Annotated in this window: 20 protein-coding genes; 6 read left to right on the top strand and 14 right to left on the bottom strand. The window is 66.2% G+C overall.

Annotation, left to right across the window (positions count from 1 at the left end):
• Window positions 1-22: 22 nt before the first annotated feature.
• The 4 genes from EV147_RS00765 to recG form a co-directional block, all read right to left on the bottom strand.
• The gene (locus tag EV147_RS00765; protein WP_130389234.1) at window positions 23-508 is read right to left on the bottom strand and encodes a Dps family protein; all 486 of its coding nucleotides are present in this window, start codon (window positions 506-508) and stop codon (window positions 23-25) included.
• Between the two features lie 87 nt (window positions 509-595).
• Window positions 596-796 (bottom strand): hypothetical protein, encoded by a 201-nt coding sequence (locus EV147_RS00760; protein WP_130389233.1) that lies wholly within the window; start codon window positions 794-796, stop codon window positions 596-598.
• 224 nt (window positions 797-1,020) lie between these two features.
• Window positions 1,021-1,977: a LysR substrate-binding domain-containing protein gene (locus tag EV147_RS00755; RefSeq protein ID WP_130389232.1), complete on the bottom strand. Its 957-nt coding sequence runs from the start codon at window positions 1,975-1,977 to the stop codon at window positions 1,021-1,023.
• Window positions 1,978-2,103: 126 nt separating this feature from the next.
• A complete protein-coding gene (gene recG / locus EV147_RS00750) occupies window positions 2,104-4,257 on the bottom strand; it encodes an ATP-dependent DNA helicase RecG (protein WP_130389231.1) in 2,154 nt (717 codons plus the stop codon).
• Window positions 4,258-4,426: 169 nt separating this feature from the next.
• Between recG and queA the strand changes: the two genes are divergently transcribed.
• The 5 genes from queA to secF all read left to right on the top strand — a co-directional run bounded on the left by queA (window position 4,427) and on the right by secF (window position 10,276).
• On the top strand, window positions 4,427-5,494 hold the full coding sequence (queA, locus tag EV147_RS00745) for a tRNA preQ1(34) S-adenosylmethionine ribosyltransferase-isomerase QueA (RefSeq protein ID WP_130389230.1): 1,068 nt from the start codon (window positions 4,427-4,429) through the stop codon (window positions 5,492-5,494).
• 18 nt (window positions 5,495-5,512) lie between these two features.
• The gene (gene tgt, locus EV147_RS00740) at window positions 5,513-6,643 is read left to right on the top strand and encodes a tRNA guanosine(34) transglycosylase Tgt (protein ID WP_130389229.1); all 1,131 of its coding nucleotides are present in this window, start codon (window positions 5,513-5,515) and stop codon (window positions 6,641-6,643) included.
• A 233-nt stretch (window positions 6,644-6,876) separates the two neighbouring features.
• Window positions 6,877-7,203: a preprotein translocase subunit YajC gene (gene yajC / locus EV147_RS00735; RefSeq protein WP_130389228.1), complete on the top strand. Its 327-nt coding sequence runs from the start codon at window positions 6,877-6,879 to the stop codon at window positions 7,201-7,203.
• A 210-nt stretch (window positions 7,204-7,413) separates the two neighbouring features.
• Window positions 7,414-9,279: a protein translocase subunit SecD gene (gene secD / locus EV147_RS00730; RefSeq protein ID WP_130389227.1), complete on the top strand. Its 1,866-nt coding sequence runs from the start codon at window positions 7,414-7,416 to the stop codon at window positions 9,277-9,279.
• A gap of 22 nt (window positions 9,280-9,301) precedes the next feature.
• Window positions 9,302-10,276, top strand: coding sequence for a protein translocase subunit SecF (gene secF / locus EV147_RS00725; RefSeq protein WP_130389226.1), 975 nt, complete (start codon window positions 9,302-9,304; stop codon window positions 10,274-10,276).
• Between the two features lie 82 nt (window positions 10,277-10,358).
• Here the strand turns inward: secF and EV147_RS00720 are convergent, their stop codons facing one another.
• The 8 genes from EV147_RS00720 to purB all read right to left on the bottom strand — a co-directional run bounded on the left by EV147_RS00720 (window position 10,359) and on the right by purB (window position 19,147).
• Window positions 10,359-11,351: a response regulator gene (locus EV147_RS00720; protein WP_130389225.1), complete on the bottom strand. Its 993-nt coding sequence runs from the start codon at window positions 11,349-11,351 to the stop codon at window positions 10,359-10,361.
• A complete protein-coding gene (locus EV147_RS00715) occupies window positions 11,348-12,481 on the bottom strand; it encodes a hybrid sensor histidine kinase/response regulator (protein WP_130389224.1) in 1,134 nt (377 codons plus the stop codon). The genes EV147_RS00720 and EV147_RS00715 overlap by 4 nt, the downstream gene beginning before the upstream one ends.
• Window positions 12,482-12,488: 7 nt before the next feature.
• Entirely contained in the window at window positions 12,489-13,829 is a 1,341-nt protein-coding gene (locus EV147_RS00710; protein ID WP_130389223.1) for a sensor histidine kinase, read from the bottom strand.
• A gap of 28 nt (window positions 13,830-13,857) precedes the next feature.
• Complete coding sequence (locus tag EV147_RS00705) at window positions 13,858-15,249, bottom strand: class I SAM-dependent methyltransferase (protein WP_130389222.1); 1,392 nt, start codon at window positions 15,247-15,249, stop codon at window positions 13,858-13,860.
• Between the two features lie 390 nt (window positions 15,250-15,639).
• Window positions 15,640-16,230: a YceI family protein gene (locus tag EV147_RS00700; RefSeq protein WP_130389221.1), complete on the bottom strand. Its 591-nt coding sequence runs from the start codon at window positions 16,228-16,230 to the stop codon at window positions 15,640-15,642.
• Between the two features lie 76 nt (window positions 16,231-16,306).
• The gene (locus EV147_RS00695; protein WP_130389220.1) at window positions 16,307-16,882 is read right to left on the bottom strand and encodes a YceI family protein; all 576 of its coding nucleotides are present in this window, start codon (window positions 16,880-16,882) and stop codon (window positions 16,307-16,309) included.
• 49 nt (window positions 16,883-16,931) lie between these two features.
• Window positions 16,932-17,495, bottom strand: a complete 564-nt coding sequence (locus EV147_RS00690; protein ID WP_130389219.1) for a cytochrome b — start codon at window positions 17,493-17,495, stop codon at window positions 16,932-16,934.
• Between the two features lie 275 nt (window positions 17,496-17,770).
• Window positions 17,771-19,147, bottom strand: a complete 1,377-nt coding sequence (purB, locus tag EV147_RS00685) for an adenylosuccinate lyase (protein ID WP_130389218.1) — start codon at window positions 19,145-19,147, stop codon at window positions 17,771-17,773.
• A 368-nt stretch (window positions 19,148-19,515) separates the two neighbouring features.
• On the opposite strand from purB, the gene EV147_RS00680 reads away from it, so the two are divergent.
• A complete protein-coding gene (locus tag EV147_RS00680) occupies window positions 19,516-20,130 on the top strand; it encodes a glutathione S-transferase N-terminal domain-containing protein (protein ID WP_130389217.1) in 615 nt (204 codons plus the stop codon).
• 58 nt (window positions 20,131-20,188) lie between these two features.
• Here EV147_RS00680 and mnmA read toward each other — a convergent pair whose 3' ends face one another.
• Both mnmA and EV147_RS00670 read right to left on the bottom strand, forming a co-directional pair.
• Window positions 20,189-21,271, bottom strand: a complete 1,083-nt coding sequence (gene mnmA / locus EV147_RS00675; RefSeq protein ID WP_130391141.1) for a tRNA 2-thiouridine(34) synthase MnmA — start codon at window positions 21,269-21,271, stop codon at window positions 20,189-20,191.
• Between the two features lie 17 nt (window positions 21,272-21,288).
• On the bottom strand, window positions 21,289-21,810 hold the full coding sequence (locus EV147_RS00670; protein ID WP_130389216.1) for an NUDIX hydrolase: 522 nt from the start codon (window positions 21,808-21,810) through the stop codon (window positions 21,289-21,291).
• Window positions 21,811-21,820 lie beyond the last annotated feature (10 nt).

Below are 21,820 nucleotides of genomic sequence, written 5' to 3'. Positions count from 1 at the left end.
CCGGTCACTGGGCCGATGACGCTCAGGCCAGCAGCGAGCGCAGCATCCACGCGGTCTTCTCGTGCGTCTGCATGCGCTGGGTCAGCAGGTCGGCTGACGGCTCGTCGCCCGCGGCGTCGATGGCCGGGAACAGCGAACGGGCGGTGCGCACCACGGCTTCCTGGCCTTCCACGAGCTTGCGGATCATGTCCGTGGCTTCGGGCACGCCCTCTTCCTCGGCGATCGACGACAGCTTGGCGAATTCACGATAGGTGCCCGGTGCCGGGTAGCCCAGCGCGCGGATCCGCTCGGCGATCGAGTCCACGGCCAGCGCCAGCTCCGTGTACTGCGTCTCGAACATCGTATGCAGCGTGTTGAACATCGGACCCGTCACGTTCCAGTGGAAGTTGTGGGTCTTGAGATAGAGGGTGTAGGTGTCGGCCAGCAGCTTGCTGAGGCCCTCCGCGATCTTCTTGCGGTCCTTGTCCGAAATACCGATGTTCACACTCATCTCATTCTTCTTTGCCATGGTGATTCAGCTCCATTCTGGTCAAGCCACGAGGATCGGCGTTCGCTTAAAAATGCGAACGAGACAGCGGTCATTATCGCATCAGGATCATGTCGCGAGGAAGGACAGACCCCGTGCCGCGTCCAGGAACATCACCGTTGCCCCGAGTGCAACGATGGCCATGCCCACTTCCTTGCGTACCACCTTGCGGCGCAGCCGGGCGGCGTCGCGCGCCTGCGCATCGCCGTGTTCGGCTGCCTGGGTCCGCAGTTGGCGGAACTCGGAAAAGAAGTATTCGACCATTGCCATGATGTCCTCCACTGTTGTTGCCGGGGTCCGGCCCGCCGCCCGGCAAGCTGCAGGACCCGATGGAAGACAGTCTAGTCACAGGCTATGAATGTGACCATTTGATAATTTCAAACTATCGAATAGGCGACAGCTATACCTCGTAACTTCTCCAGAAATCGAATGAAAAACGGCAGGAGAACCCTGCCGCCGGAAAACTTGCGAATGACGCGGGAAGGATGCCCGGATCAGGCCGCCACGGCCTCGACCGCCGGCGAATCGGAAATCCGCCGCACGCCCGGCAGGTCGCAGGCCGCCACGGCGCGCGCCAGCGCTTCCATGGCCGGCAGGCGGGTGAAGCTCTTGCGCCAGGCCAGCACCACACGGCGGTCCGGCACGGGGTCGGCGAACGGCACGTAGGCCAGCATGTCGTTGCGGGGCTTCAGGTCCGGCACCGAGGTGCGCGGCAGCACCGTGATTCCGACACCGCTGGCCACCATATGGCGGATGGTCTCCAGCGACGAACCTTCGAAGGTCTTCTGGATGCCATCGGCCGCCTGCGAGAAGCGCGACAGCTCCGGGCATACGCCCAGCACATGGTCGCGGAAGCAGTGTCCGCTGCCGAGCAACAGCATGGTCTGCTGCTTCAGTTCGTCCGGGTCCACCTTGGCCTGCTCGGCCAGCTGGTGTCCGCGCGGCACGGCCACGACGAACGGCTCGTCGTAGAGCGGGCGCACGGTCAGGCCGGAGTCCGGAAACGGCTCGGCCATGATCGCGCAGTCGATCTCGCCCTGCTTGAGCAGTTCGATCAGCTTGTTCGTGTAGTTCTCCTGCAGCATCAGCGGCATCTGCGGCACGGTGTCGATCATCTGCTTGACCAGCGCCGGCAGCAGGTACGGCCCGATCGTGTAGATCACGCCCACGCGCAACGGGCCGGCCAGCGGGTCCTTGCCCTGCTTGGCGATTTCGCGGATCGCCATGGTCTGCTCCAGCACGCGCTGGGCCTGCGCCACGATCTGCTCGCCGATCGCCGTCACCGACACTTCCGACGTGCCGCGCTCGAAGATCTGCACGGTCAGCTCGTCTTCCAGCTTCTTGATGGCCACCGACAGCGTGGGCTGCGAAACAAAGCATGCCTCGGCCGCCCGGCCAAAATGGCGCTCGCGCGCAACGGCGACGATGTACTTGAGTTCGGTGAGCGTCATGATCAATCAATTCCGATTAAGCAATAGATTTTAGCTTCGATTGCGCCGTCTGTCAGATCGCCGAACTAATGTCAGGCATGCATCACTACACTGACGAATCAGATTTGTCTTACTGTCAGCCGCGGATCACGCTTTCAGGAAATGTTCGCGCCCGCCCAGCCATCGCGTCAAATGTGACTCAACCGCCTCTGGAAAGCGCGCCAACATCAGTTCCGCCGCTTCCTGGGCATATTCCACCAGCCAGGCGTCGGTTTCGAGATCGGCGAACCGCAGCATAGCCTCGCCCGACTGCCGCGCCCCCAGGAACTCGCCGGGACCACGGATCTGCAGGTCGCGCCGGGCAATCTCGAAGCCATCGGTCGTTTCGCGCATCGTGGCCAGCCGCTCGCGCGCCGTGGGCGACAGCGGCGCCTGGTACATCAGCAGGCAGACCGATTCGGCACTGCCCCGCCCCACGCGGCCGCGCAGCTGGTGCAGTTGCGCCAGCCCGAAGCGCTCGGCATGCTCGATGACCATCAGCGAGGCGTTCGGCACGTCCACGCCCACCTCGATCACGGTCGTGGCCACCAGCACCTGCAGGCGGTTGGCGCTGAAATCGTCCATCACGGCCGCCTTCTCGGCCGGTGGCAGCCGCCCGTGGACCAGCCCGACGCGCAGGTCCGGCAGCGCCGCCACCAGCGTCTCGCAGGTCTCCACGGCGGTCTGGAGCTGCAGCGCCTCGCTTTCCTCGATCAGCGGGCAGACCCAGTAGACCTGCCGGCCCTCGGCAGCGGCATGGTGCACGCGCTCGATGACTTCATCACGACGGGCATCGTTGACGAGCCGGGTGACGATGGGCGTGCGGCCCGGCGGCAGTTCGTCGATCACGGACACATCGAGGTCCGCGTAGTAGGTCATGGCCAGCGTGCGCGGGATGGGCGTGGCCGACATCATCAGCTGGTGCGGCACCTTGTCCGGCGCGGCGGACGGCTCGCCCTCCCCGGCCTTGCCGCGCAGCGCAAGCCGCTGCGCCACGCCGAAGCGGTGCTGTTCATCGACCACCGCCAGCCCCAGGTTGGCAAAGCGCACGCCATCCTGGATCAGCGCGTGGGTGCCGATCACGAGCTTCGCCTCGCCCGATTCGGCACGCGCCACGGCCTCGCGCTTGGCCTTGGTCTTGAGGCTGCCGGCCAGCCAGGCCACCGGCACGCCAAGCGGCTCCAGCCACGCCGAGAGCTTGCGGTAGTGCTGTTCGGCCAGGATTTCGGTGGGCGCCATCAGCGCGGCCTGGTAGCCGGCGTCGATCGCCTGGCATGCGGCCAGTGCGGCGACGATGGTCTTGCCGCTGCCCACATCGCCCTGCAGCAGCCGGTGCATCGGGTGCGGGCGTGTCATGTCGGCGGCGATTTCCTCGACCACGCGCTGCTGCGCGCCCGTCAGCCGGAACGGCAGCGCGGCCAGGAAGCGGGTCAGCAGGCCGTCGTCGCGGCGTGGCATCGAGGGCGCGTTCTTCTCGCGCCGGGCCGCCTGCGAGCGGCGCAGCGAAATCTGCTGGGCAAGCAGTTCGTCGAACTTGATCCGGACCCAGGCCGGATGCGAGCGGTCAGCCAGCGCGGCCTCGCTCTCCTGCGGCGGCGGGTTGTGCAGCAGCCGCAGGGAGTCGATCAGCGGTGGCAGCTTCAGTTGCGCGAGCGGCCCGCGCAGCACGGGCTGCGGCAGCGTCTCGGGCATCGGCGTGCGCGACAGCGCCCCGCCAATCGCGCGGCGCAGATAGGCCTGCGAGATCCCGGCCGTAGCCGGATAGACCGGCGTCAGGCGGTCCGGCAGCGCCTCGTCGGCCACCACGGGGCGCACGGTCGGGTGGACCATTTCGGCGCCGAAGAAGCCACCGCGGATCTCGCCACGCACGCGCAGCCGCGTGCCTTCGGCCATCTGCCTGGTCTGGCTGCCATAGAAATTGAGGAACCGCAGCGTCAGTTCGCCGGTCTCGTCGGCAATCTTCACCACGAGCTGCCGGCGCGGACGGAACGTGACCTCGTTCGAGATCACGTCGCCCTCCACCTGCGCGGCCAGCCCCAGGCCGGCGCGGCGGATTGCCTCGCCGATGGGTTCGAGCGTGGTTTCGTCCTCGTAGCGCAGCGGCAGGTGCAGCACAAGGTCCACCGGCCGGCGCAGCCCGAGCCTGGCCAGCCGCGCGGCGGCCGTGGACGGCTTGGCGGTCTTCGCGGCCGGCGCCGGCTTGCCGCTGGCGCGGGCCGGGCTGGCGGGTTCGTCGATCGGATCGGTGGCGGTGCCTGGCATCAGCGCTGGAATATGGGAAATACAGCCGGGGCGGGGGCGACGCTGGCCGCCCAAGCCTTACAATGTCGGATTCGCCGATTGTACCCATGCCATGCCGATGCCTGCGGCAGCACTCCGCAACGAGTGCCGCCCGCGTACCGTTTTGCCTGGCCGCTTTGCCGTAGAACCCATGCTGACCCTGTCCGACTTCGATTTCCCACTGCCGCCCGAGCTGATCGCGCAGTCCGCCCTGCCCGACCGCAGCGCCAGCCGCCTGCTGGTGGTGGAGCGGACCGCCCCCGACGACACCGCCGACGCGGTGCGGCTGGTGGACCGGGCGTTCAGCGACATCCTGGCCTACCTGCGCCCCGACGACCTGCTGGTGTTCAACGACACGCGCGTGATCAAGGCGCGCTTTTTCGGCCAGAAGCCGAGCGGCGGCCGCGTGGAGGCGCTGGTCGAGCGCGTGCTCGACAGCCATACCGTGCTGGCCCAGGTGCGCGCCTCGAAGACCCCGGCCGAAGGCAGCGCGCTGGTGCTGGCCGACGGCGCCTTCTCGGTGACCGTGGGGCCGCGCGTCGACCAGTTCTTCACGCTGCGCTTTCCGGAGCCGGCGCTCGACCTGATCGAGCGCTACGGCCGCCTGCCGCTGCCGCCCTACATCACGCACGACCCCGACGCCTACGACGAGACGCGCTACCAGACCGTCTACGCGCGTAACCCGGGCGCCGTGGCCGCACCGACCGCCGGCCTGCACTTCGACGATGCGCTGTTCGCCAGGCTCGATGCGGCCGGCGTGCGCCGCGCGTTCCTGACGCTGCACGTGGGCGCGGGCACGTTCCAGCCGGTGCGCACCGAGAACCTGGCCGAGCACAAGATGCATTCGGAATGGTTCGAGATCACCCCCGGCCTCGCCGCGGCCGTGCAGGAGACCCGCGCGCGCGGCGGCCGCGTGATCGCCGTGGGCACCACGTCGCTGCGGGCGCTCGAATCGGCCGGCGCCGAGGACGGCACGCTGGCCACGGGCAGCCGCGACACCGATATCTTCATCACGCCCGGCTACCGTTTCCGCGTGGTGGACGCGCTCATCACCAACTTCCACCTGCCCAAGTCCACGCTGCTGATGCTGGTGTCGGCGCTGGCCGGCGTGGAAGCGATCCGCGCCGCCTACCGCCACGCCGTGGCTGCCCGCTACCGCTTCTTCAGCTATGGCGACGCCATGCTGCTCACCGTGCGCGACCGCCAGGGCGCCCGCTGAAACCCAGGACCACTGAACATGCTCGATTTCGAACTGCTGACCACCGATGGCAACGCCCGCCGCGGCCGCGTCACCCTGAACCACGGCGTCGTGGAAACGCCAATTTTCATGCCCGTGGGCACCTATGGCTCGGTCAAGGCGATGTCGCCGCTCGAACTCAACGAGATCGGCGCCCAGATCATCCTCGGCAACACGTTCCACCTGTGGCTGCGGCCGGGGCTGGACGTGGTGGACACCCACCAGGGCCTGCACAAGTTCATCGGCTGGGACAAGCCGATCCTGACCGATTCGGGCGGCTTCCAGGTGTTTTCGCTCGGAGAACTGCGCAAGATCACCGAGGAAGGCGTCACGTTCGCGTCGCCGGTCAATGGCGACAAGCTGTTCCTGTCGCCCGAGATCTCGATGCAGATCCAGCGCACGCTGAACTCGGACATCGTCATGCAGTTCGACGAATGCACCCCGTACGAGATCGACGGCCGCCCCGCCACGCACGACGAGGCGGCGAAATCGATGCGCATGAGCCTGCGCTGGGCCAAGCGCTCGCGCGACGAGTTCGAGACGCTCGCCAATCCCAACGCGCTGTTCGGCATCGTCCAGGGCGGCATGTTCGAGGATCTGCGCGACGAGTCGCTGGCCGGGCTGTCGGAACTCGACTTCCACGGCTACGCAATCGGCGGGCTGTCGGTGGGCGAGCCCAAGGAAGACATGATGCGGGTGCTGGAGCACGTGGGCCCGCGCCTGCCGGCCAACAAGCCGCACTACCTGATGGGCGTGGGCACGCCCGAAGACCTGGTGGCCGGCGTGGCGCATGGCGTGGACATGTTCGACTGCGTGATGCCCACGCGCAACGCCCGCAACGGCTGGCTGTTCACGCGATTCGGCGACGTCAAGATCCGCAATGCGGCGCACCGCAATGATCCGCGACCGCTCGACGAGCAGTGCGGCTGCTACACCTGCCGCAATTTCTCGCGCGCCTACCTGCACCACCTGCACCGCGTGGGCGAGATCCTGGGCGCGCGGCTGAACACGATCCACAACCTCTATTACTACCTGGAACTGATGCGCGAAATGCGCACCGCCATCGAGGAGCACCGCTTCGAGGCGTTCCGCCGGCAGTTCGCCGAGCACCGCGCGCGCGGCACCCGGTAGCGCCAATGTATTGAAAATAAGACAGGCAACGCCGATAGACCGAACTTTTCGGCGCCGGCCGGTCGAATAGCTGCCCGCCCGGGCTTGCCGTGGGCGCGGTGTCTGCGCAGTCCGCATAGGTCTTGCAAGGCACCCCGAACAAACCCGGAATTCGCCCTAGAATGCCAGGACGGGACATTAACGGGTGATAGAATGCCCGATTCACTGAACGACCTTTGTGACGGAGAAGTAACGTGCTGATTTCGAACGCTTTTGCCCAGACCGCCAGTGCTGGCGGCGCGGCTGGTGGCCTGATGAGTTTCCTGCCGATCATCCTGATGTTCGCAGTGCTGTGGTTCATCATGATCCGCCCGCAGATGAAGCGGCAAAAGGAAGCCAAGGCCATGATGGAAGCACTGGCGAAGAACGACGAAGTCGTGACCGCCGGCGGCATCCTGGGCCGTGTGACGAAGGTCAATGAAAACTACGTGACGCTGGAAGTGGCCGAGGGCACGGAAATCACCGTGCAGAAGAACGCCGTGACCACCGTCCTGCCCAAGGGCTCGCTGAAGTCGCTCTGATCCGGACTGCCTCACTCGCCTGATCCCGGCACGGTCCACGCGCGGCTTACCCCGCCAGTGACCGTCCCCTGCGCAGCCGCCTGAACCAGCCCTGCGGGTCCGTCCGGACCCGCCCGGAGCTGCCAGGCGGCTGTTTGCCAACCGGTCCGGCCGATCCGGCGCGCACTGCGCGCGACAATCGGCCACGCCAACCGCAACGACTGGCCAAAGATGAATCGTTACCCGCTTTGGAAGTACATCGTGATCCTGGTGGCCCTGGCCATCGGGATCATCTATACCTTGCCGAACTTCTTCGGCGAGGCGCCCGCCGTCCAGATCTCGTCGGCCAAGGCCACGGTCAAGGTCGACCTGGCCATGCAGCGGCAGGTCGAGGAAGTGCTGGCGCAGCATCAGCTGCAGCCGGACGGCGTGTTCTTCGACCTGGCCGGCCAATCCGGCTCGATCAAGGCCCGCTTCCGCACCACCGACGAGCAGCTCAAGGCCAAGGACGTACTGGCCCGCGCGCTCAACCCCGATGCCAACGATCCCACCTACGTGGTGGCGCTGAACCTGCTGTCGGGCTCGCCGCAATGGCTGACCTCGCTGCATGCGCTGCCGATGTACCTGGGCCTGGACCTGCGCGGCGGCGTGCACTTCCTGCTCCAGGTGGACATGAAGGGCGCCGTCGACAAGAAGCTCGACAGCCTCTCGGGCGATGCACGCACGCTGCTGCGTGACAAGGGCATCCGCCACGGCGGCATCGACCGCGACGGCGACCGCCTGACCGTACGCTTCAGCAACGCCGACGAGGCCAACCGCGCACGCGGCATCCTGGCCGACAACCTGCGCGAGCTGGCTTTCACGATGGACGGCAACAACATCGTCGGCGTGTTCACCGACGCCGCCCGCAAGGCCGTGCAGGACGCCGCCGTCAAGCAGAACATCACCACGCTGCACAACCGCGTGAACGAGCTCGGCGTGGCCGAGCCCGTGATCCAGCAGCAGGGCGCCGACCGTATCGTGGTGCAGCTGCCGGGCGTGCAGGACACCGCCAAGGCCAAGGACATCATCGGCCGCACCGCCACGCTGGAAGCCCGCCTGGCCGACCCCGACGCCCCGCGCAACCCGCGTCCGGGCGATCCGGTGCCGTTCGGCGACGAACTCTTCACGCAGGGCAACGGCGCCCCGGTGATCCTGCGCAAGCAGGTGATCTTCACGGGCGACCGCATCGAGAGCGCCTCGGCCGGCTTCGACCAGAACCAGCGTCCGTCGGTCAACATCAAGCTCGACGCCCAGGGCGGCCGCACGCTGCGCGACGTGTCGCGCGAGAACATCGGCAAGCCGATGGGCATCGTGCTGTTCGAAAAGGGCAAGGGCGAAGTGCTGACCGTGGCGACGATCCAGTCTGAACTGGGTTCGAGCTTCCAGATCACCGGTTCGTACTCGACCGAAGCCGCCAATGACCTGGCGCTGCTGCTGCGCGCCGGCTCGCTGGCCGCGCCGATGGAAATCATCGAGGAACGCACCATCGGCCCGTCGCTGGGCGCGGACAACATCCAGAAGGGCTTCGACTCCGTGGCGTACGGCTTTGCCGCCATGGGCGTCTTCATGATCTTCTACTACATGCTGTTCGGCGTGTTCTCGGTGGTGGCGCTCGGGGTGAACCTGCTGCTGCTGGTGGCGTTGCTGTCGATGCTGCAGGCCACCCTGACGCTGCCGGGCATCGCGGCCATCGCGCTGGTGCTGGGCATGGCCATCGACGCCAACGTGCTGATCAACGAGCGGATCCGGGAAGAACTGCGCGCCGGCGCGTCGCCGCAGATGGCCATCGCCATCGGCTTCGACCGTGCCTGGGCCACCATCCTGGACTCGAACGTGACCACGCTGATCGCGGGCCTGGCGCTGCTGGCCTTCGGCTCCGGCCCGGTGCGCGGCTTTGCCGTGGTGCACTGCCTGGGCATCCTGACCTCGATGTTCTCGGCGGTGTTCTTCAACCGCGGCATCGTCAACCTCTGGTACGGCCGCAAGAAGAAGCTGCAGAGCCTGGCCATCGGCCAGGTCTGGAAGCCGGGCCCCGATACCCCGGTCACCAAGTAAGCCAGGACAGGAACTACACATCATGGAATTCTTCCGCATCAAGCGCGACATTCCGTTCATGAAGCACGCGTTGATCTTCAACGTGATTTCCTTCCTGACGTTTGCCGCCGCTGTCTTCTTCCTCTGGCAAAAGGGCCTGCACCTGTCGATCGAGTTCACCGGCGGCACGGTGATGGAGGTCAACTACCAGCAGACCGCCGATCTTGAAAAGATCCGCGGCCAGGTCGGCAAGCTCGGCTACAGCGACGTGCAGGTGCAGAACTTCGGCACCTCGCGCGACGTGATGATCCGCCTGCCGCTGCAGAAGGGTCCGGACGGCAAGCCCGTGACCTCGGCGCAGCAGAGCGAGCAGGTCATGGGCGCGCTGACCGCCAGTGCTCCCGACGTCAAGCTCCAGCGCGTGGAGTTCGTGGGCCCGCAGGTGGGCAAGGAACTGGCCACCGACGGCCTGCTGGCGCTGCTGTGCGTGGTGGCCGGCATCGTGATCTACCTGTCGTTCCGGTTCGAATGGAAGTTCGCCGTGGCGGGCATCATCGCCAACCTGCACGACGTGGTGATCATCCTGGGCTTCTTCGCCTACTTCCAGTGGGAATTCTCGCTGTCGGTGCTGGCGGCAATCCTGGCGGTGCTCGGCTACTCGGTCAACGAATCGGTCGTGATCTTCGACCGGATCCGGGAAGCCTTCCGCAAGTACCGCAAGATGACCACGCACGAAGTCATCGACCACGCGATCACCAGCACCATGTCGCGGACGATCATCACCCACGGCTCCACCGAAATGATGGTGCTGTCGATGTTCTTCTTCGGCGGTCCCACGCTGCACTACTTCGCCCTGGCGCTGACGGTCGGTATCCTGTTCGGTATCTACTCGTCGGTCTTCGTGGCGGCGGCACTGGCCATGTGGTTCGGCGTCAAGCGCGAGGATCTCGTGAAGGCCGACAAGAAGGGCGGCGACTCCACCGACCGCAACGACCCGAACTTCGGCGCGCAAGCCTGACGGACGGTTCGCTGTCACAAAGAAAAAACCCCGCTGTATGCGGGGTTTTTTCATGGGCGGCCGCCACGGCAGCGGCAAGCGCTCAGGCTTCGGTCAGCTCCTCGATCCAGACCGCCAGCCGGTCCGCCGAGAACGACTCGGCACGGGTGCCGGTGCGGGCCGAGATCGCGTCGCCCTCGCGCACCAGTTGCAGCGCGCCGCCGGCTTCCTCCAGCCACAGCAGCGTGGCCAGCCAGCCCACGTGCTCCGCCGAAACCGCCTCGTCAACAGGCTTGGCCACGAACTCGTTGAGCGTGGCCGGCGAGGTCCAGGTGATGACATCGCCGTCGCGGCGTACCGACGCGCCCAGCGCCTCGGCCAGCACCGCCGCCACGTCGCCCGCGCCGCGGCCCGCCGCGCGCAGCGCGGCCAGCTTCGTCCCCACCGCATGGCCGAACGTCCCGCTGCGCTGACTCTCGGCGCCGACGACATCGGCGTAGTCCACACGCTGCCAGTCCGGCTCGGGATTCTGGGCGCCCACCAGCGACGTGCCCGCCAGATAGGTCTCCACGGGCTGGAAGCGGCCCGGTCCGATCAGGCTCGCACACAGCGCGTGCACCATGCCCACGCGCGTGGCCACGGTCTGCTTCTGCATGACCATCAGCTTCTCGCGCACGAGCTGGTCGCGTTCGCGGCGCAGGCCGGACAGCTCCAGCGCCTGCTTCAGTTCCATGCGCAGCGCCGTGATGTCCCACGGCTTCTTGATATAGCGATGGATCTGGCCCTGGTTGACCGCCTCGACGGTCTGGTCGAGTTCCGAGTAGGCCGTGGTCAGAATCCGCACGATGTGCGGATAGCGCTCACGCGCGTACCGCAGCAGTTCATTGCCGTACTCGCCCGGCATACGTTGGTCGGACACCAGCACGGCCAGGCTCTCGGCATGGGCATCGAGCAGGGCCTTGCCCTCCTCCACCGACTGGCCGGTCACCACCGGCGCAAGCTGCCCGATGGCGCGCTGGAAATATTTGACTGCGGTAGCTTCGTCGTCGACGAACAGAATCGCCGGGGGTGCCTGCGTCATATTCGGTTCGCTCATCGATCACTCCTGTGCATACGATTCTTGAAATTGGGGAAATCGAGGGTAACGGTGGTGCCCGCGCCGGACGCGGAGGCGATACGGATGCCGCCACCAAAGGACTGCATTATCCGGTTGCAGAAAATCATGCCCATACCACTGCCGCCGGCCGCGGCGTGGGTGGTGACGGGGTCCACCAGCAGCCGCTCCATGACTTCGGGCGGGATGCCGGGTCCGTTGTCGACGATGCGGATCTCGTGCTGGTCGCCGGCCACCACCTCGAAGCGCAGCGCCGGCGCCGGGGCGCCAGCCAGCGCCCGCAGCGCATTGCTCATGACCGACGACAGCACCAGCGCCACGCAGTTGGGCAGCGTCGGCACCGTGAAATCGCCGTGCACGTCCACCTGCACCCAGTTACGCTGGTTATCGGCAAATGGATAGCTATCCAGTAGCGACGCCACCAGCGCGCCCGCGCTGACTTCCTGCCCGGGGCCGGCGCGCGGCTTGGTGCCGCCCGCGCTGCTGCGCACCGACTGCAGGAACGACGACAGCACGCCGAGGCAATATTGCGCGTTGTCGAACATGGCACCGGCCGCGTGGCCGATCTCGCCCTGGCGCTGTGCGCTGTATTCGCCACCCACGCGCGATTCGATCCCGCGCGCGAAATTGGCAATCGCCGCCAGCGGCGTGTTCAGTTCATGCGCCAGGAAGGCCAGCGTCTCGTCGATCGCCATCAGCCGCTGCTGGCGCACCGCCCGCTCGCGGAAGCGCTCGCCGGCCAGCCGCAGTACCTCGCGCACGTCGGCCACGGCAATCGGCTTCTCCAGGATGCGGAAGACCTCGCCGTTGTTGACCGTTTCCAGCAGGATGTCCTTGTCCGCGTAGGCCGTGACCAGAATCCGGACCATCTGCGGGTATTCGAGTGCCACCTGCCGCAGCAGGTCGCCGCCGTCGCGGCCCGGCATGCGGAAATCGGTGACGAGCACCGACACCCGCGCGTGCTCGGTACGCAGGATGGCGATGGCTTCGTCGGCGCCCGTGGCAGACAGCACCTCGTACTCGCTCCCGACCGCGCGGGCGAAGTACTTGCACGCCATCTCCTCGTCGTCGACGTAGAGGATGGTCGGGCGCGCCTGGTTGACGTCGATCATGACGGCCTCACTCCGCGCGCGGCAGGTCGAAGCTGAAGGAGGCCCACTGGCCCACTTCGCTTTCGGCGTACAGCACGCCGCCATGGCGCTCGATCACCGCGTAGCTGATCGACAGGCCCAGCCCCAGCCCCTGCCCCACCTCGCGCGTGGTGAAGAACGGCTCGAACACGCGTGCGAGGTTCTCGGGCGCGATGCCGGGGCCGTTGTCGCGCACCGTGACATGCAGGCGGCGCCCGGCGCCGGTCTCCCAGCGCACGGTGGTATGGATCATCGGCTCCTTCGTGCCGGCCTTGCGCATGGCCAGGGCGGCATTCGAGAACAGGTTGATCAGTACGCCGATGATCGCGGCCTCGTCGCCCATCACCAGGGTGTCGTCGGGCATCTCGCGCGTCATCTTGACGCCGCGCAACTCGTGCGCGGTCAGCCGCTGCGACGAATCGAGCGCCTTCTCGAACAGGAACGGCGTGCCTTCGACCTCGGCGCCCGGCTTGCGGTAGGCGAACGTCTTCAGGTCCGAGACGATATGCTGGATCCGCTGCATGCCCTGCTTGGCATCGACCAGGCATTCCTGGATGCCCGGCTCGGACTTGGCCGCCGGCTCCTCCATGGCCACCTCGATCGCCATCAGGCAGAAATTCACCGGGTTGTTGACTTCGTGCAACAATCCGGCGGCCAGCGTACCGATCGCGGCCATCTTTTCCTGCTGCAGCATCTGGCCCTTGATGTCTACCAGCTTGCGGTTGATGACTTCGAGTTCGGTATTCTTGTCCGCCACCTCGGCCTTGAGCCGGAACAGCATGAAGCGCGCCCGTTCGTTGAAGAACGTGTAGACGCCGCTGGCCGCCGCCGCGAACAGCAGGAACAACGAGTTGACGATGAAAGTACCCACGGGCTCGATCCCGCCCGCGTGCAGCAGGCAGGCCAGCGCGTAGAGCACGTACGAGAGCACGCCAAACACCAGGTTCTGCCAGAGCCCGAACGGCAGGGCGATGCCCGAGGCGAAGATCGCCAGGTTCAGGCCCACGTAATAGGGCGACTGCACGCCCTCGGTCTGCGAGATCATCCAGGCGATCATGATCTGCGGCAGCAGCAGCCACGTCATGGTCAGCCACGGCGCGAAGCGGCGCCCGGCCTGGCTGTACAGCGCCACCACCACGCCGGCGATCATCAGCGAGACCACCACCCGCGCAATCGCGAACGGGAGCTGCAGGTGCGGATACTGGCCGTAGTCGAGCCCCACGCCCAGCAACACCAGCGCGATGGCCGTGTAGGCGCCGCCGCGGCTGAAGGCGAGACGGAAGTCGGCCAGCTCCGACTGGTAGCCGGCATAGAGTTGGTTCGAGCTCATGACCCTGGCTGGCGGCGCCGCCTCGTCCTCAGCGGATGGTGGCTTCGGCGAAGACATTGACGCCGGTTTCATCGACATAGAGTCGGTGGGCATGCGAATTCTCCGGCAACAGCGAGGACATCCCGGCCTCGTCGCGATAGATCAGGTACCACTCCAGCAGGTGCTCCATGCCGAATTTCTCGGGGTTGTCGGAGTGGACGTTGGTAACCAGCAACTGTCCGCCCGGCTTGGAGCGCGACGCGAAATACGACAGCAGGCGCGCGCAGACCTTGTCCGACAGGTAGTCGAACAGCCCGGCGCAGTAGACCGCGTCGAACTCCCGCACGCTGGGGTCGTCCATGGCAATCCGGCGCTTGAGCAGTTCGTGCACCGACTGGTGCAGCATTTCCACCGACACCTTGTGTCCGGCAGCCGCCGCCGAGCGCTCGATCGAGGTGCGCGTGTATTCGAGCGTTTCCTCGCTGAAATCGACGAGCTGGAACGACAGCAATTCGGGGTTCGGATACTCGCGCACGAAGCGCTGGATCTCGAAGGCCGGTCCGCAGCCCACGTTCAGGATCCGGAACGTCCGGCCCTCGGCGCGCGCGCGCTCGGCCTGGCGGGTCAGGAAGTCCACCAGCAGGTCGATCCGGTTGCGGTGCGCCGTGGCCACCGCCGCCTTCAGGAAGGCCGTGTTGACGATCTGGAAGTAGGTGGTCGGTCCCTGCTGCGGATCGCTGAGGATCTGGTTGACCATCTCGTAGTCGCCCGCATACCCGAGCGGCTTCGTAAAAGTACGATATACGAACGGGGCGCGCAGCAGCAGCGGATGCAGCGCGGCCTGGGCGTAGGTGCGGTGCACCGGCGCCAGTTCGGTATCCACGCGCTGGGCCTCGCCTTCGAGCCAGTCGAGGTAAGTCTTCACCTTCCCCATCAGCGGCGACGCCAGTTCGTAGAACACGTCCTCGCGCAGCCGGCCTTCCTTCTTCGGCAGCGATTCGGTCAGGTCCACCTGCTCGACCCAGCGCGACACTTCCGAGAGAAATGCGCGCATCTCGTTGACCACGATCTGGTAGTCGCGCCGGATATTGAAGCGCGTGTCCCAGTCCTGGACGAACAGGTCGGCCTCGCGGGCCACCGATTTCGGCGCGTCATTGACGTCGGTCAATTCCCGCCATTCGTCAATCAGCGTCAGCGACACCACGGCCGTCAGGCCGGTGTTCACGAGACTCATGACCACGGCCTTGCCGAGGTAGGCGTTCTTGGCGCCCATGCGGACGTTCAGCTCGCTGAGTACCTCGCTGACCTGGACAATCGAATAGGGATTGTAGATTTCCATCACCAGCGACTTGCGCTGGAGATTGATGATCGTGCCCCGCACCTGCTCGCCCTGCGAGTTGCGGAAGCTGACTACCGGATCGATTTGCGTTTTGGAGTACACGGTATCGCGCCAGGGGAATTCCGAGAAACGCTGCGGGCTCGGGCGCCAGGAGGGCGGCCGGCCGGGTACAGCTCAGGCAAGGGTCTTGCGGCGAACTACCAATCAGGGAATGCAGCCAATGCTCATATCGATGCGCGTGACCTGTTGCGGATGGGCGTACGCCAGCGGCGAAAGCGGCGGCGGGCGCCGACCCGGAGGGTGGGACTGCGGCGAACCATTGTACTGTGGCTGTTCGGCAACGCACAACCGTGCAGCCACGACAAATAGGGGGGTATGCAAGCGGCAAAAAAAATGGGCCGGCATTGCTGCCAGCCCATGTCTTGGGAACAGGACATGCTCCCGGACGGCGCCGACGCACTGGAACAATGCATCGCGCCGTGATCCGTCGGGTCAGTCGGCCTTGACCGCCTCGACCTGGATCGCCAGCTTCACGTCCTGCTTGAAGCCGTACTTCGCGCCGTAGTCGATGCCGAAGTCGGCGCGGTTGAACTCGGCCACGGCGTCGGCGCCGCAGGCTTCACGCTTGAGCATCGGGTGCTGGATGCACTTGAACTCCTTGATCTCGAGCTTGACCGGCTTCGACACGCCGCGCAGCGTCAGCACGCCGTCCACCTCGGTCGGCACGTCGCCCTTGAACTTCGAGAACTTGCCCTTGTACGTGGCATCCGGGAAAGCCTGCACGTCGAACATGTCCGGGCCCTTGGCGTGCTCGTTGAGCTTGCCGTTGCCGAAGTCGATCGAGGCGGCGTCGATCTTGATATCCACGGTGCCGGCCTTGGCGGCGCGGTCCAGCGTCACCACGCCGCTGGACTTGTCGAACTTGCCGCGCCACTTCGACAGGCCGCCCAGGTGGTCGGCCTCGAAGCTCGGGTAGGTGTGGGTGGGGTCGATGTTGTACGTCGTGGCGTTGGCCATGGCGGCGCCGGCGGCGAACGTGGCGGAGGCAGCCGCGGCAGCGGCGATCAGGGTGCGCATCTTCATATTGAATCTCCCGTCAAAAAGTTGGAGAGGAAGGTCATAAATCGGCCAAGGAGCGGTCAGCGGGGCAAACCCTGCCTCAGCCCTTCTTTGCCGGGGTCACGATATGGAACTTGATCTGGACGTCGTCGGCCACCACGGAGGTGTCTTTCCACTCGCCGTCGCCGATATTGAATGCGGTGCGCTTGATCGGCAGCACGCCGTCGAACACCTGGGCACCGCCCTCCTGCCTGTACGTGGCCGGCACGGTCACGTCGACGGTCTTGCCCTTGATGGTCAGCTTGCCCGCCACGTCGTACTTGCCGGCAGCGCCGGCCTTGATGCTGGTCGACTGGAACACGGCCTTGGGGTACTTGCCCGCGTCGAACCAGTCCTTGCCCTTGACCTCCTTCGTGGTCTCGGCGTCGCCGATCTCGAAGCTGGCGACGTCGATCTCGACCTTGGCCGACGACGTGGCCAGCCTGGCCGGGTCGAAGTCGAGCGTGGCGTCGAACTTCCTGAACTTGCCTTCCATCGGCACGCCGATCTGTTTGGCCACGGCCGTGACCGAGCTCTTGGCGGCGTCGATCTGGGCCCACGCCAGGTTGGCAGCCAGGCCGGCCGTGGCCAGTGCGGCGGCCACGAAGATCTGGCCGGGACGGGTCATGCGTTTCATCTGAGACTCCAGTGGTTCCAGGGGTAACGTACGTATCGGGACTGCGGCTTCAGCGCAGGAACGGGATCATGCGCGCCAGCGTGCCGTCGCGGTCGATCACCTGGTGCTTGATCGCCGCCGCGGCGTGCACGGCGACAATGGTCGCCATGAGGTAATTGAGCCAGATATGCGTGGCCTTGAGGATCGGACTCAGCGTTTCATTGGCCTCGATCAAGACCGGCAGCTTCCACAGCCCCAGATAGACCACCGGCACCCCGGCCGCGAGGCTATAGAAATAGCCGGTGACCGGCACCACGAGGATCAGCAGATAGAGCAGGTGGTGCGCACCGGCGGCCGCGCGGGCCTGCCAGGCCGGCGTGCCGGGCGCCACGGCCGGCGCGGCGTGCGTGGCGCGCCAGAGCACGCGCAGCACGGCCAGCACGAAGATCGTCACGCCGAGCCACTTGTGCCACGAGAACAGCTTGAGCTTGGTGGGCGTGAAACCGGGGATGCCGGTCATGTACAGGCCCAGCCCGAACGCGGCGAAGATGCCGAACGCAATCAGCCAGTGCAGGCCAATGGCCGTGGCGGTATAGCGCGACTGCGCCCCCGGCGCGGTTGCAATGGAACCCATCGATTCATCCCTTCGATTGCTGCTTATGTTTGTTTTTTGCCGCCCATGCCATGACGGCCAGGCGATTCTCGCATTATTGGGCGTGCGGCAGCGCGTGGGAAGTCCCGAACTTCATGAAGTCGTTCAAATCATTTGATGTGCCGGAATGCCGCACCGGCCGCGCGGGAACCGATCGTAGCGCAAGCCATCCGAACCCGCTCGCCAAGGAAAAAGGGCCGACCCGGAGGTCAGCCCTTTTCAATGCCGATGGCGCGCCCGCCCGGGGCGCCCGCCGCTCAGATGCGGTTGGCCAGTTCCACGGCCTTGCCGATGTAGTTGGCCGGGGTCATTTCGAGCAGCAGCTTCTTGGCGTCGTCTGGAATCGCCAGCCCCTGCACGAACGTCTGCATGGCCTCGCGCGAGATCCCCTTGCCGCGCGTCAGCTCCTTGAGCTGCTCGTACGGGTTCGGCACGCCGAAACGGCGCATCACGGTCTGCACCGGCTCGGCCAGCACTTCCCAGCAGTTGTCGAGGTCTTCGTCCAGGCGCTCGGGGTTGGTTTCCAGCTTGCCCAGGCCGCGCAGGCACGCCTCGTAGGCCAGCAGGCTGTAGCCGAAAGCCACGCCCATGTTGCGCAGCACGGTCGAATCGGTCAGGTCACGCTGCCAGCGCGAAACCGGCAGCTTTTCCGACAGGTGGCGCAGCACGGCGTTGGCCAGGCCCACGTTGCCTTCGGAATTCTCGAAATCGATCGGGTTGACCTTGTGCGGCATCGTAGAAGAGCCAATTTCGCCAGCCTTGGTCTTCTGCTTGAAGTAGCCCAGCGAGATATAGCCCCAGATATCGCGGTTCAGGTCGAGCAGGATCGTGTTGGCGCGCGCCACGGCGTCGAACAGCTCGGCCATGTAGTCGTGCGGCTCGATCTGGATCGTGTACGGGTTGAACGTCAGGCCCAGGCGCTGCTCGATCACCTGCTTCGAGAACGACTCCCAGTCGAACGTCGGGTAGGCCGACAGGTGCGCGTTGTAGTTGCCCACGGCGCCGTTCATCTTGCCGAGCAGTTCCACGCGCTCCACGCGCTCGATGGCGCGGGCCAGGCGGGCAGCCACGTTGGCGACTTCCTTGCCCAGCGTGGTCGGGCTGGCCGGCTGGCCGTGGGTGCGCGACAGCATGGGCTGCGTGGCGTTCAGCTTCGCCAGTTCCACCAGGCGGGCATGCACGCGCTTGAGCGCGGGCACGATCACGCCGTCGCGGGCACCCTTGAGCATCATGCCGTGCGACGTGTTGTTGATGTCTTCCGAGGTGCAGGCGAAGTGGATGAACTCGCTGGCCGCTTCCAGTTCGGCATTGCCCTTGACCTGCTCCTTGAGCCAGTACTCCACGGCCTTGACGTCGTGGTTGGTGACGGCCTCGATGTCCTTGATGCGGGCGGCGTCGGCCTCGGTGAAGTTGTCCACCAGGGCCTGCAGCCTTGCCTCGGAATCGGCCGAGAACTTCGGTACGTCGGGCAGGCCGGCCTGGGCCAGCGCGATCAGCCAGTTGACCTCGACCTTGACGCGGTTGCGCATGAAGGCCGCTTCGGACAGCCATTCGCGCAGCGCGTCGGCCTTGGCGGCGTATCGGCCATCGATGGGAGACAGGGCGCTGAGCGGCGAAAGGGAAGACGTGGACATGCTGGGCAACCGGGAGAGATTAGGAATCGGGGGTTCGTGCGGGGGCGCCGGAACCGGGCGAGGCGTCGGGCAAGCGGCGGATGCGCCGCCCGGCCGGGAGTCGTCGGCAGCCGTCGGCAGCCACGCGTCAAAACGCGTAGCGCGCGATTTTACCATTGCCCCATGGCGCTGTGCGGACCGGCCCACGCATTGGGCGATGATCGGTGCGAAAGGCCGCATTGGCGCGGCAGCGGCGGCACCGCGCGGGTATACTCGCGCACGCCCATCCGTTAGCCTGTTACGAAGTGCATTGGGCACGCGGTGAGCACCTGCCGCCCCGCGTGCCACCAGAGCGCCGATGCACTTCATAACATGCTCAAGGGGAGAACATGAAGCTGTATGCGTCCCATACCAGCCCGTATGCGCGCAAGGTGCGCGTGGTGTTGGCGGAAAAGAAGATCGACTACCAGATGATCGAGGAGAACGTCTGGTCGCCCGACACGACGATTTCCCAGTTCAACCCGCTCGGCAAGGTGCCGTGCCTGGTCATGGAAGATGGCGGCGCGGTCTTCGATTCACGCGTGATCGCCGAGTACGCCGATACGCTGTCGCCGGTGGGCCGACTGATTCCGCAGGGCAGCCGCGAGCGCCTGGAAGTGCGGTGCTGGGAAGCGCTGGCCGACGGCCTGCTCGACGCCGCCCTGCTGGTACGCCTGGAAGGCACGCAGCGCAAGCCCGCCGAGCGCAGTGACGCCTGGGTGGCCCGCCAGCGCGGTAAGATCGACGCCGCCCTGGCCGCGATGGCCTCGGGCCTCGGCGACAAGCCCTGGTGCACCGGCATCCACTTCACGCTGGCCGATGTGGCCGTGGGTTGTGCGCTGGCCTACCTCGACTACCGCTTCCCGGACATCGCCTGGCGTGACGAGTACGCCAATCTGGTGGCGTTCCAGGACAAGATCGAGAAGCGCCAGTCGTTCCTCGACACCGCACCGCCGGCCGCCTGAGTGGCGGCGCCTGCCAAGGGTGGCCGTCCGGCCACCCTTCCCTGCTTTTTCCCGATCCCTATTGGATGATCCCGCCGCCCAGGCACACCTCGCCGTCGTACAGCACGGCGGACTGGCCCGGCGTGACGGCCCACTGCGCCTGCGCGAACGACAGCGCCAGCGCGTCGCCGCTGGCTGACACCACGGTGCAGGGCGCGTCGCTTTGCCGGTAGCGCGTCTTGGCCGAGATTGCCGCGCCTGCCGCCGGCGCCTCGCCAGCCACCCATGACAGATCGGCCGCGCCGAGCGTCGGCGTGAGCAGCCAGGGGTGCTCGTGCCCCTGCACCACGTACAGCGTGTTGGCCGCCATGTCCTTGCGCGCCACGTACCAGGCGTCGCCGTTGCCATCCTTGCTGCCGCCCAGGCCGATGCCCTTGCGCTGGCCCAGCGTGTAGAACGCCAGGCCGATATGCTCGCCCACCACCTTGCCCTCGTCGGTCACCATCGGGCCCGGTTTCGTCGGCAGGTAGCGGTTCAGGAAGTCGCGGAATGGCCGTTCGCCGATGAAGCAGATGCCGGTCGAATCCTTCTTCTTCGCGTTCGGCAGGCCGATCTCGGCGGCGATCTCGCGCACGCGCGTTTTCGGCATCTCGCCCAGCGGAAACAGCGTGCGCGACAACTGCGCCTGGTTCAGCCGGTGCAGGAAGTAGCTCTGGTCCTTGGTGTGGTCGAACGCCTTGAGCAGCTCGAACCGGCCGCCGGCGCCCTGCCGCACGCGGGCGTAGTGGCCCGTGGCGATGGTATCGGCGCCAAGCGACATCGCATGGTCCAGAAACGCCTTGAACTTGATCTCGGCGTTGCAGAGCACGTCCGGGTTGGGCGTGCGTCCGGCCGAATACTCGCGCAGGAAATCGGCGAACACGCGGTCCTTGTACTCGGCGGCGAAGTTCACCGCCTCGACGTCCACGCCGATCACGTCCGCCACCGACGCCACGTCGAGCCAGTCCTGCCGCGTGGAGCAGTACTCGCTGTCGTCATCGTCTTCCCAGTTCTTCATGAACAGGCCGATGACCTCGTAGCCCTGCTGCTTGAGCAGCCAGGCCGTGACTGACGAATCCACGCCGCCGGACATGCCGACCACCACGCGCCGGCCCTTGCCGATGCTGCTGTCGATACCGCTCACGACGCGGCTCCCGGCGCCACGGCAGCCAGCGCGGGGCCGACAGCCGTGGGATGCGTATGCAGCACATCCAGCGCAAACCGCTTGCCGGCCAGGTAATCCTCGACGCACGCGATCACCAGCGGCGAGCGGTGCCGGTCTACGCTGGCGCGCAGTTCCTCGGCGGTCATCCAGACGGTACGCACGATGCCGGCGTCCAGCTGGCGGCCCGCGTCAAGCGCGCCGAGGTCGCCGGTGAAGCCGAAGCGGATATAGGTAGTGTCGCCCTGGTCGCGCGACGACAGCCCCCGGCTCATGTAGCAGCCCAGCAACGCACGCGGCTCGAACGTATGAGCCGTCTCTTCCAGCGTTTCGCGGATGACGGCATGGATCAGGCTCTCACCCGGTTCCAGGTGGCCCGCCGGCTGGTTCAGGCGCAGGCCGTCAGCCGTTTCCTCTTCCACCAGCAGGAAGCGGCCACCCCGTTCGATGACGGCGGCAACCGTGACACTGGCATTCCATTCACGTGACATGATGCACATTTTTTAAGCA

Source organism: Cupriavidus agavae, from assembly GCF_004217045.1.
In the GTDB taxonomy this organism is placed as follows: Bacteria; Pseudomonadota; Gammaproteobacteria; order Burkholderiales; family Burkholderiaceae; genus Cupriavidus; species Cupriavidus agavae.
The sequence above is the reverse complement of the archived record's forward strand: the minus strand, read 5'-3'. Positions and strand labels throughout refer to the sequence as shown.

Coding starts and splice junctions, on each gene's coding strand:
- EV147_RS00765 (WP_130389234.1), bottom strand. CDS start 508: ATGGCAAAGAAGAATGAGATGAGTGTGAACATCGGTATTTCGGACAAG.
- EV147_RS00760 (WP_130389233.1), bottom strand. CDS start 796: ATGGCAATGGTCGAATACTTCTTTTCCGAGTTCCGCCAACTGCGGACC.
- EV147_RS00755 (WP_130389232.1), bottom strand. CDS start 1,977: ATGACGCTCACCGAACTCAAGTACATCGTCGCCGTTGCGCGCGAGCGC.
- recG (WP_130389231.1), bottom strand. CDS start 4,257: ATGCCAGGCACCGCCACCGATCCGATCGACGAACCCGCCAGCCCGGCC.
- queA (WP_130389230.1), top strand. CDS start 4,427: ATGCTGACCCTGTCCGACTTCGATTTCCCACTGCCGCCCGAGCTGATC.
- tgt (WP_130389229.1), top strand. CDS start 5,513: ATGCTCGATTTCGAACTGCTGACCACCGATGGCAACGCCCGCCGCGGC.
- secD (WP_130389227.1), top strand. CDS start 7,414: ATGAATCGTTACCCGCTTTGGAAGTACATCGTGATCCTGGTGGCCCTG.
- secF (WP_130389226.1), top strand. CDS start 9,302: ATGGAATTCTTCCGCATCAAGCGCGACATTCCGTTCATGAAGCACGCG.
- EV147_RS00720 (WP_130389225.1), bottom strand. CDS start 11,351: ATGAGCGAACCGAATATGACGCAGGCACCCCCGGCGATTCTGTTCGTC.
- EV147_RS00715 (WP_130389224.1), bottom strand. CDS start 12,481: ATGATCGACGTCAACCAGGCGCGCCCGACCATCCTCTACGTCGACGAC.
- EV147_RS00710 (WP_130389223.1), bottom strand. CDS start 13,829: ATGAGCTCGAACCAACTCTATGCCGGCTACCAGTCGGAGCTGGCCGAC.
- EV147_RS00700 (WP_130389221.1), bottom strand. CDS start 16,230: ATGAAGATGCGCACCCTGATCGCCGCTGCCGCGGCTGCCTCCGCCACG.
- EV147_RS00695 (WP_130389220.1), bottom strand. CDS start 16,882: ATGAAACGCATGACCCGTCCCGGCCAGATCTTCGTGGCCGCCGCACTG.
- EV147_RS00690 (WP_130389219.1), bottom strand. CDS start 17,495: ATGGGTTCCATTGCAACCGCGCCGGGGGCGCAGTCGCGCTATACCGCC.
- purB (WP_130389218.1), bottom strand. CDS start 19,147: ATGTCCACGTCTTCCCTTTCGCCGCTCAGCGCCCTGTCTCCCATCGAT.
- EV147_RS00680 (WP_130389217.1), top strand. CDS start 19,516: ATGAAGCTGTATGCGTCCCATACCAGCCCGTATGCGCGCAAGGTGCGC.
- EV147_RS00670 (WP_130389216.1), bottom strand. CDS start 21,810: ATGTGCATCATGTCACGTGAATGGAATGCCAGTGTCACGGTTGCCGCC.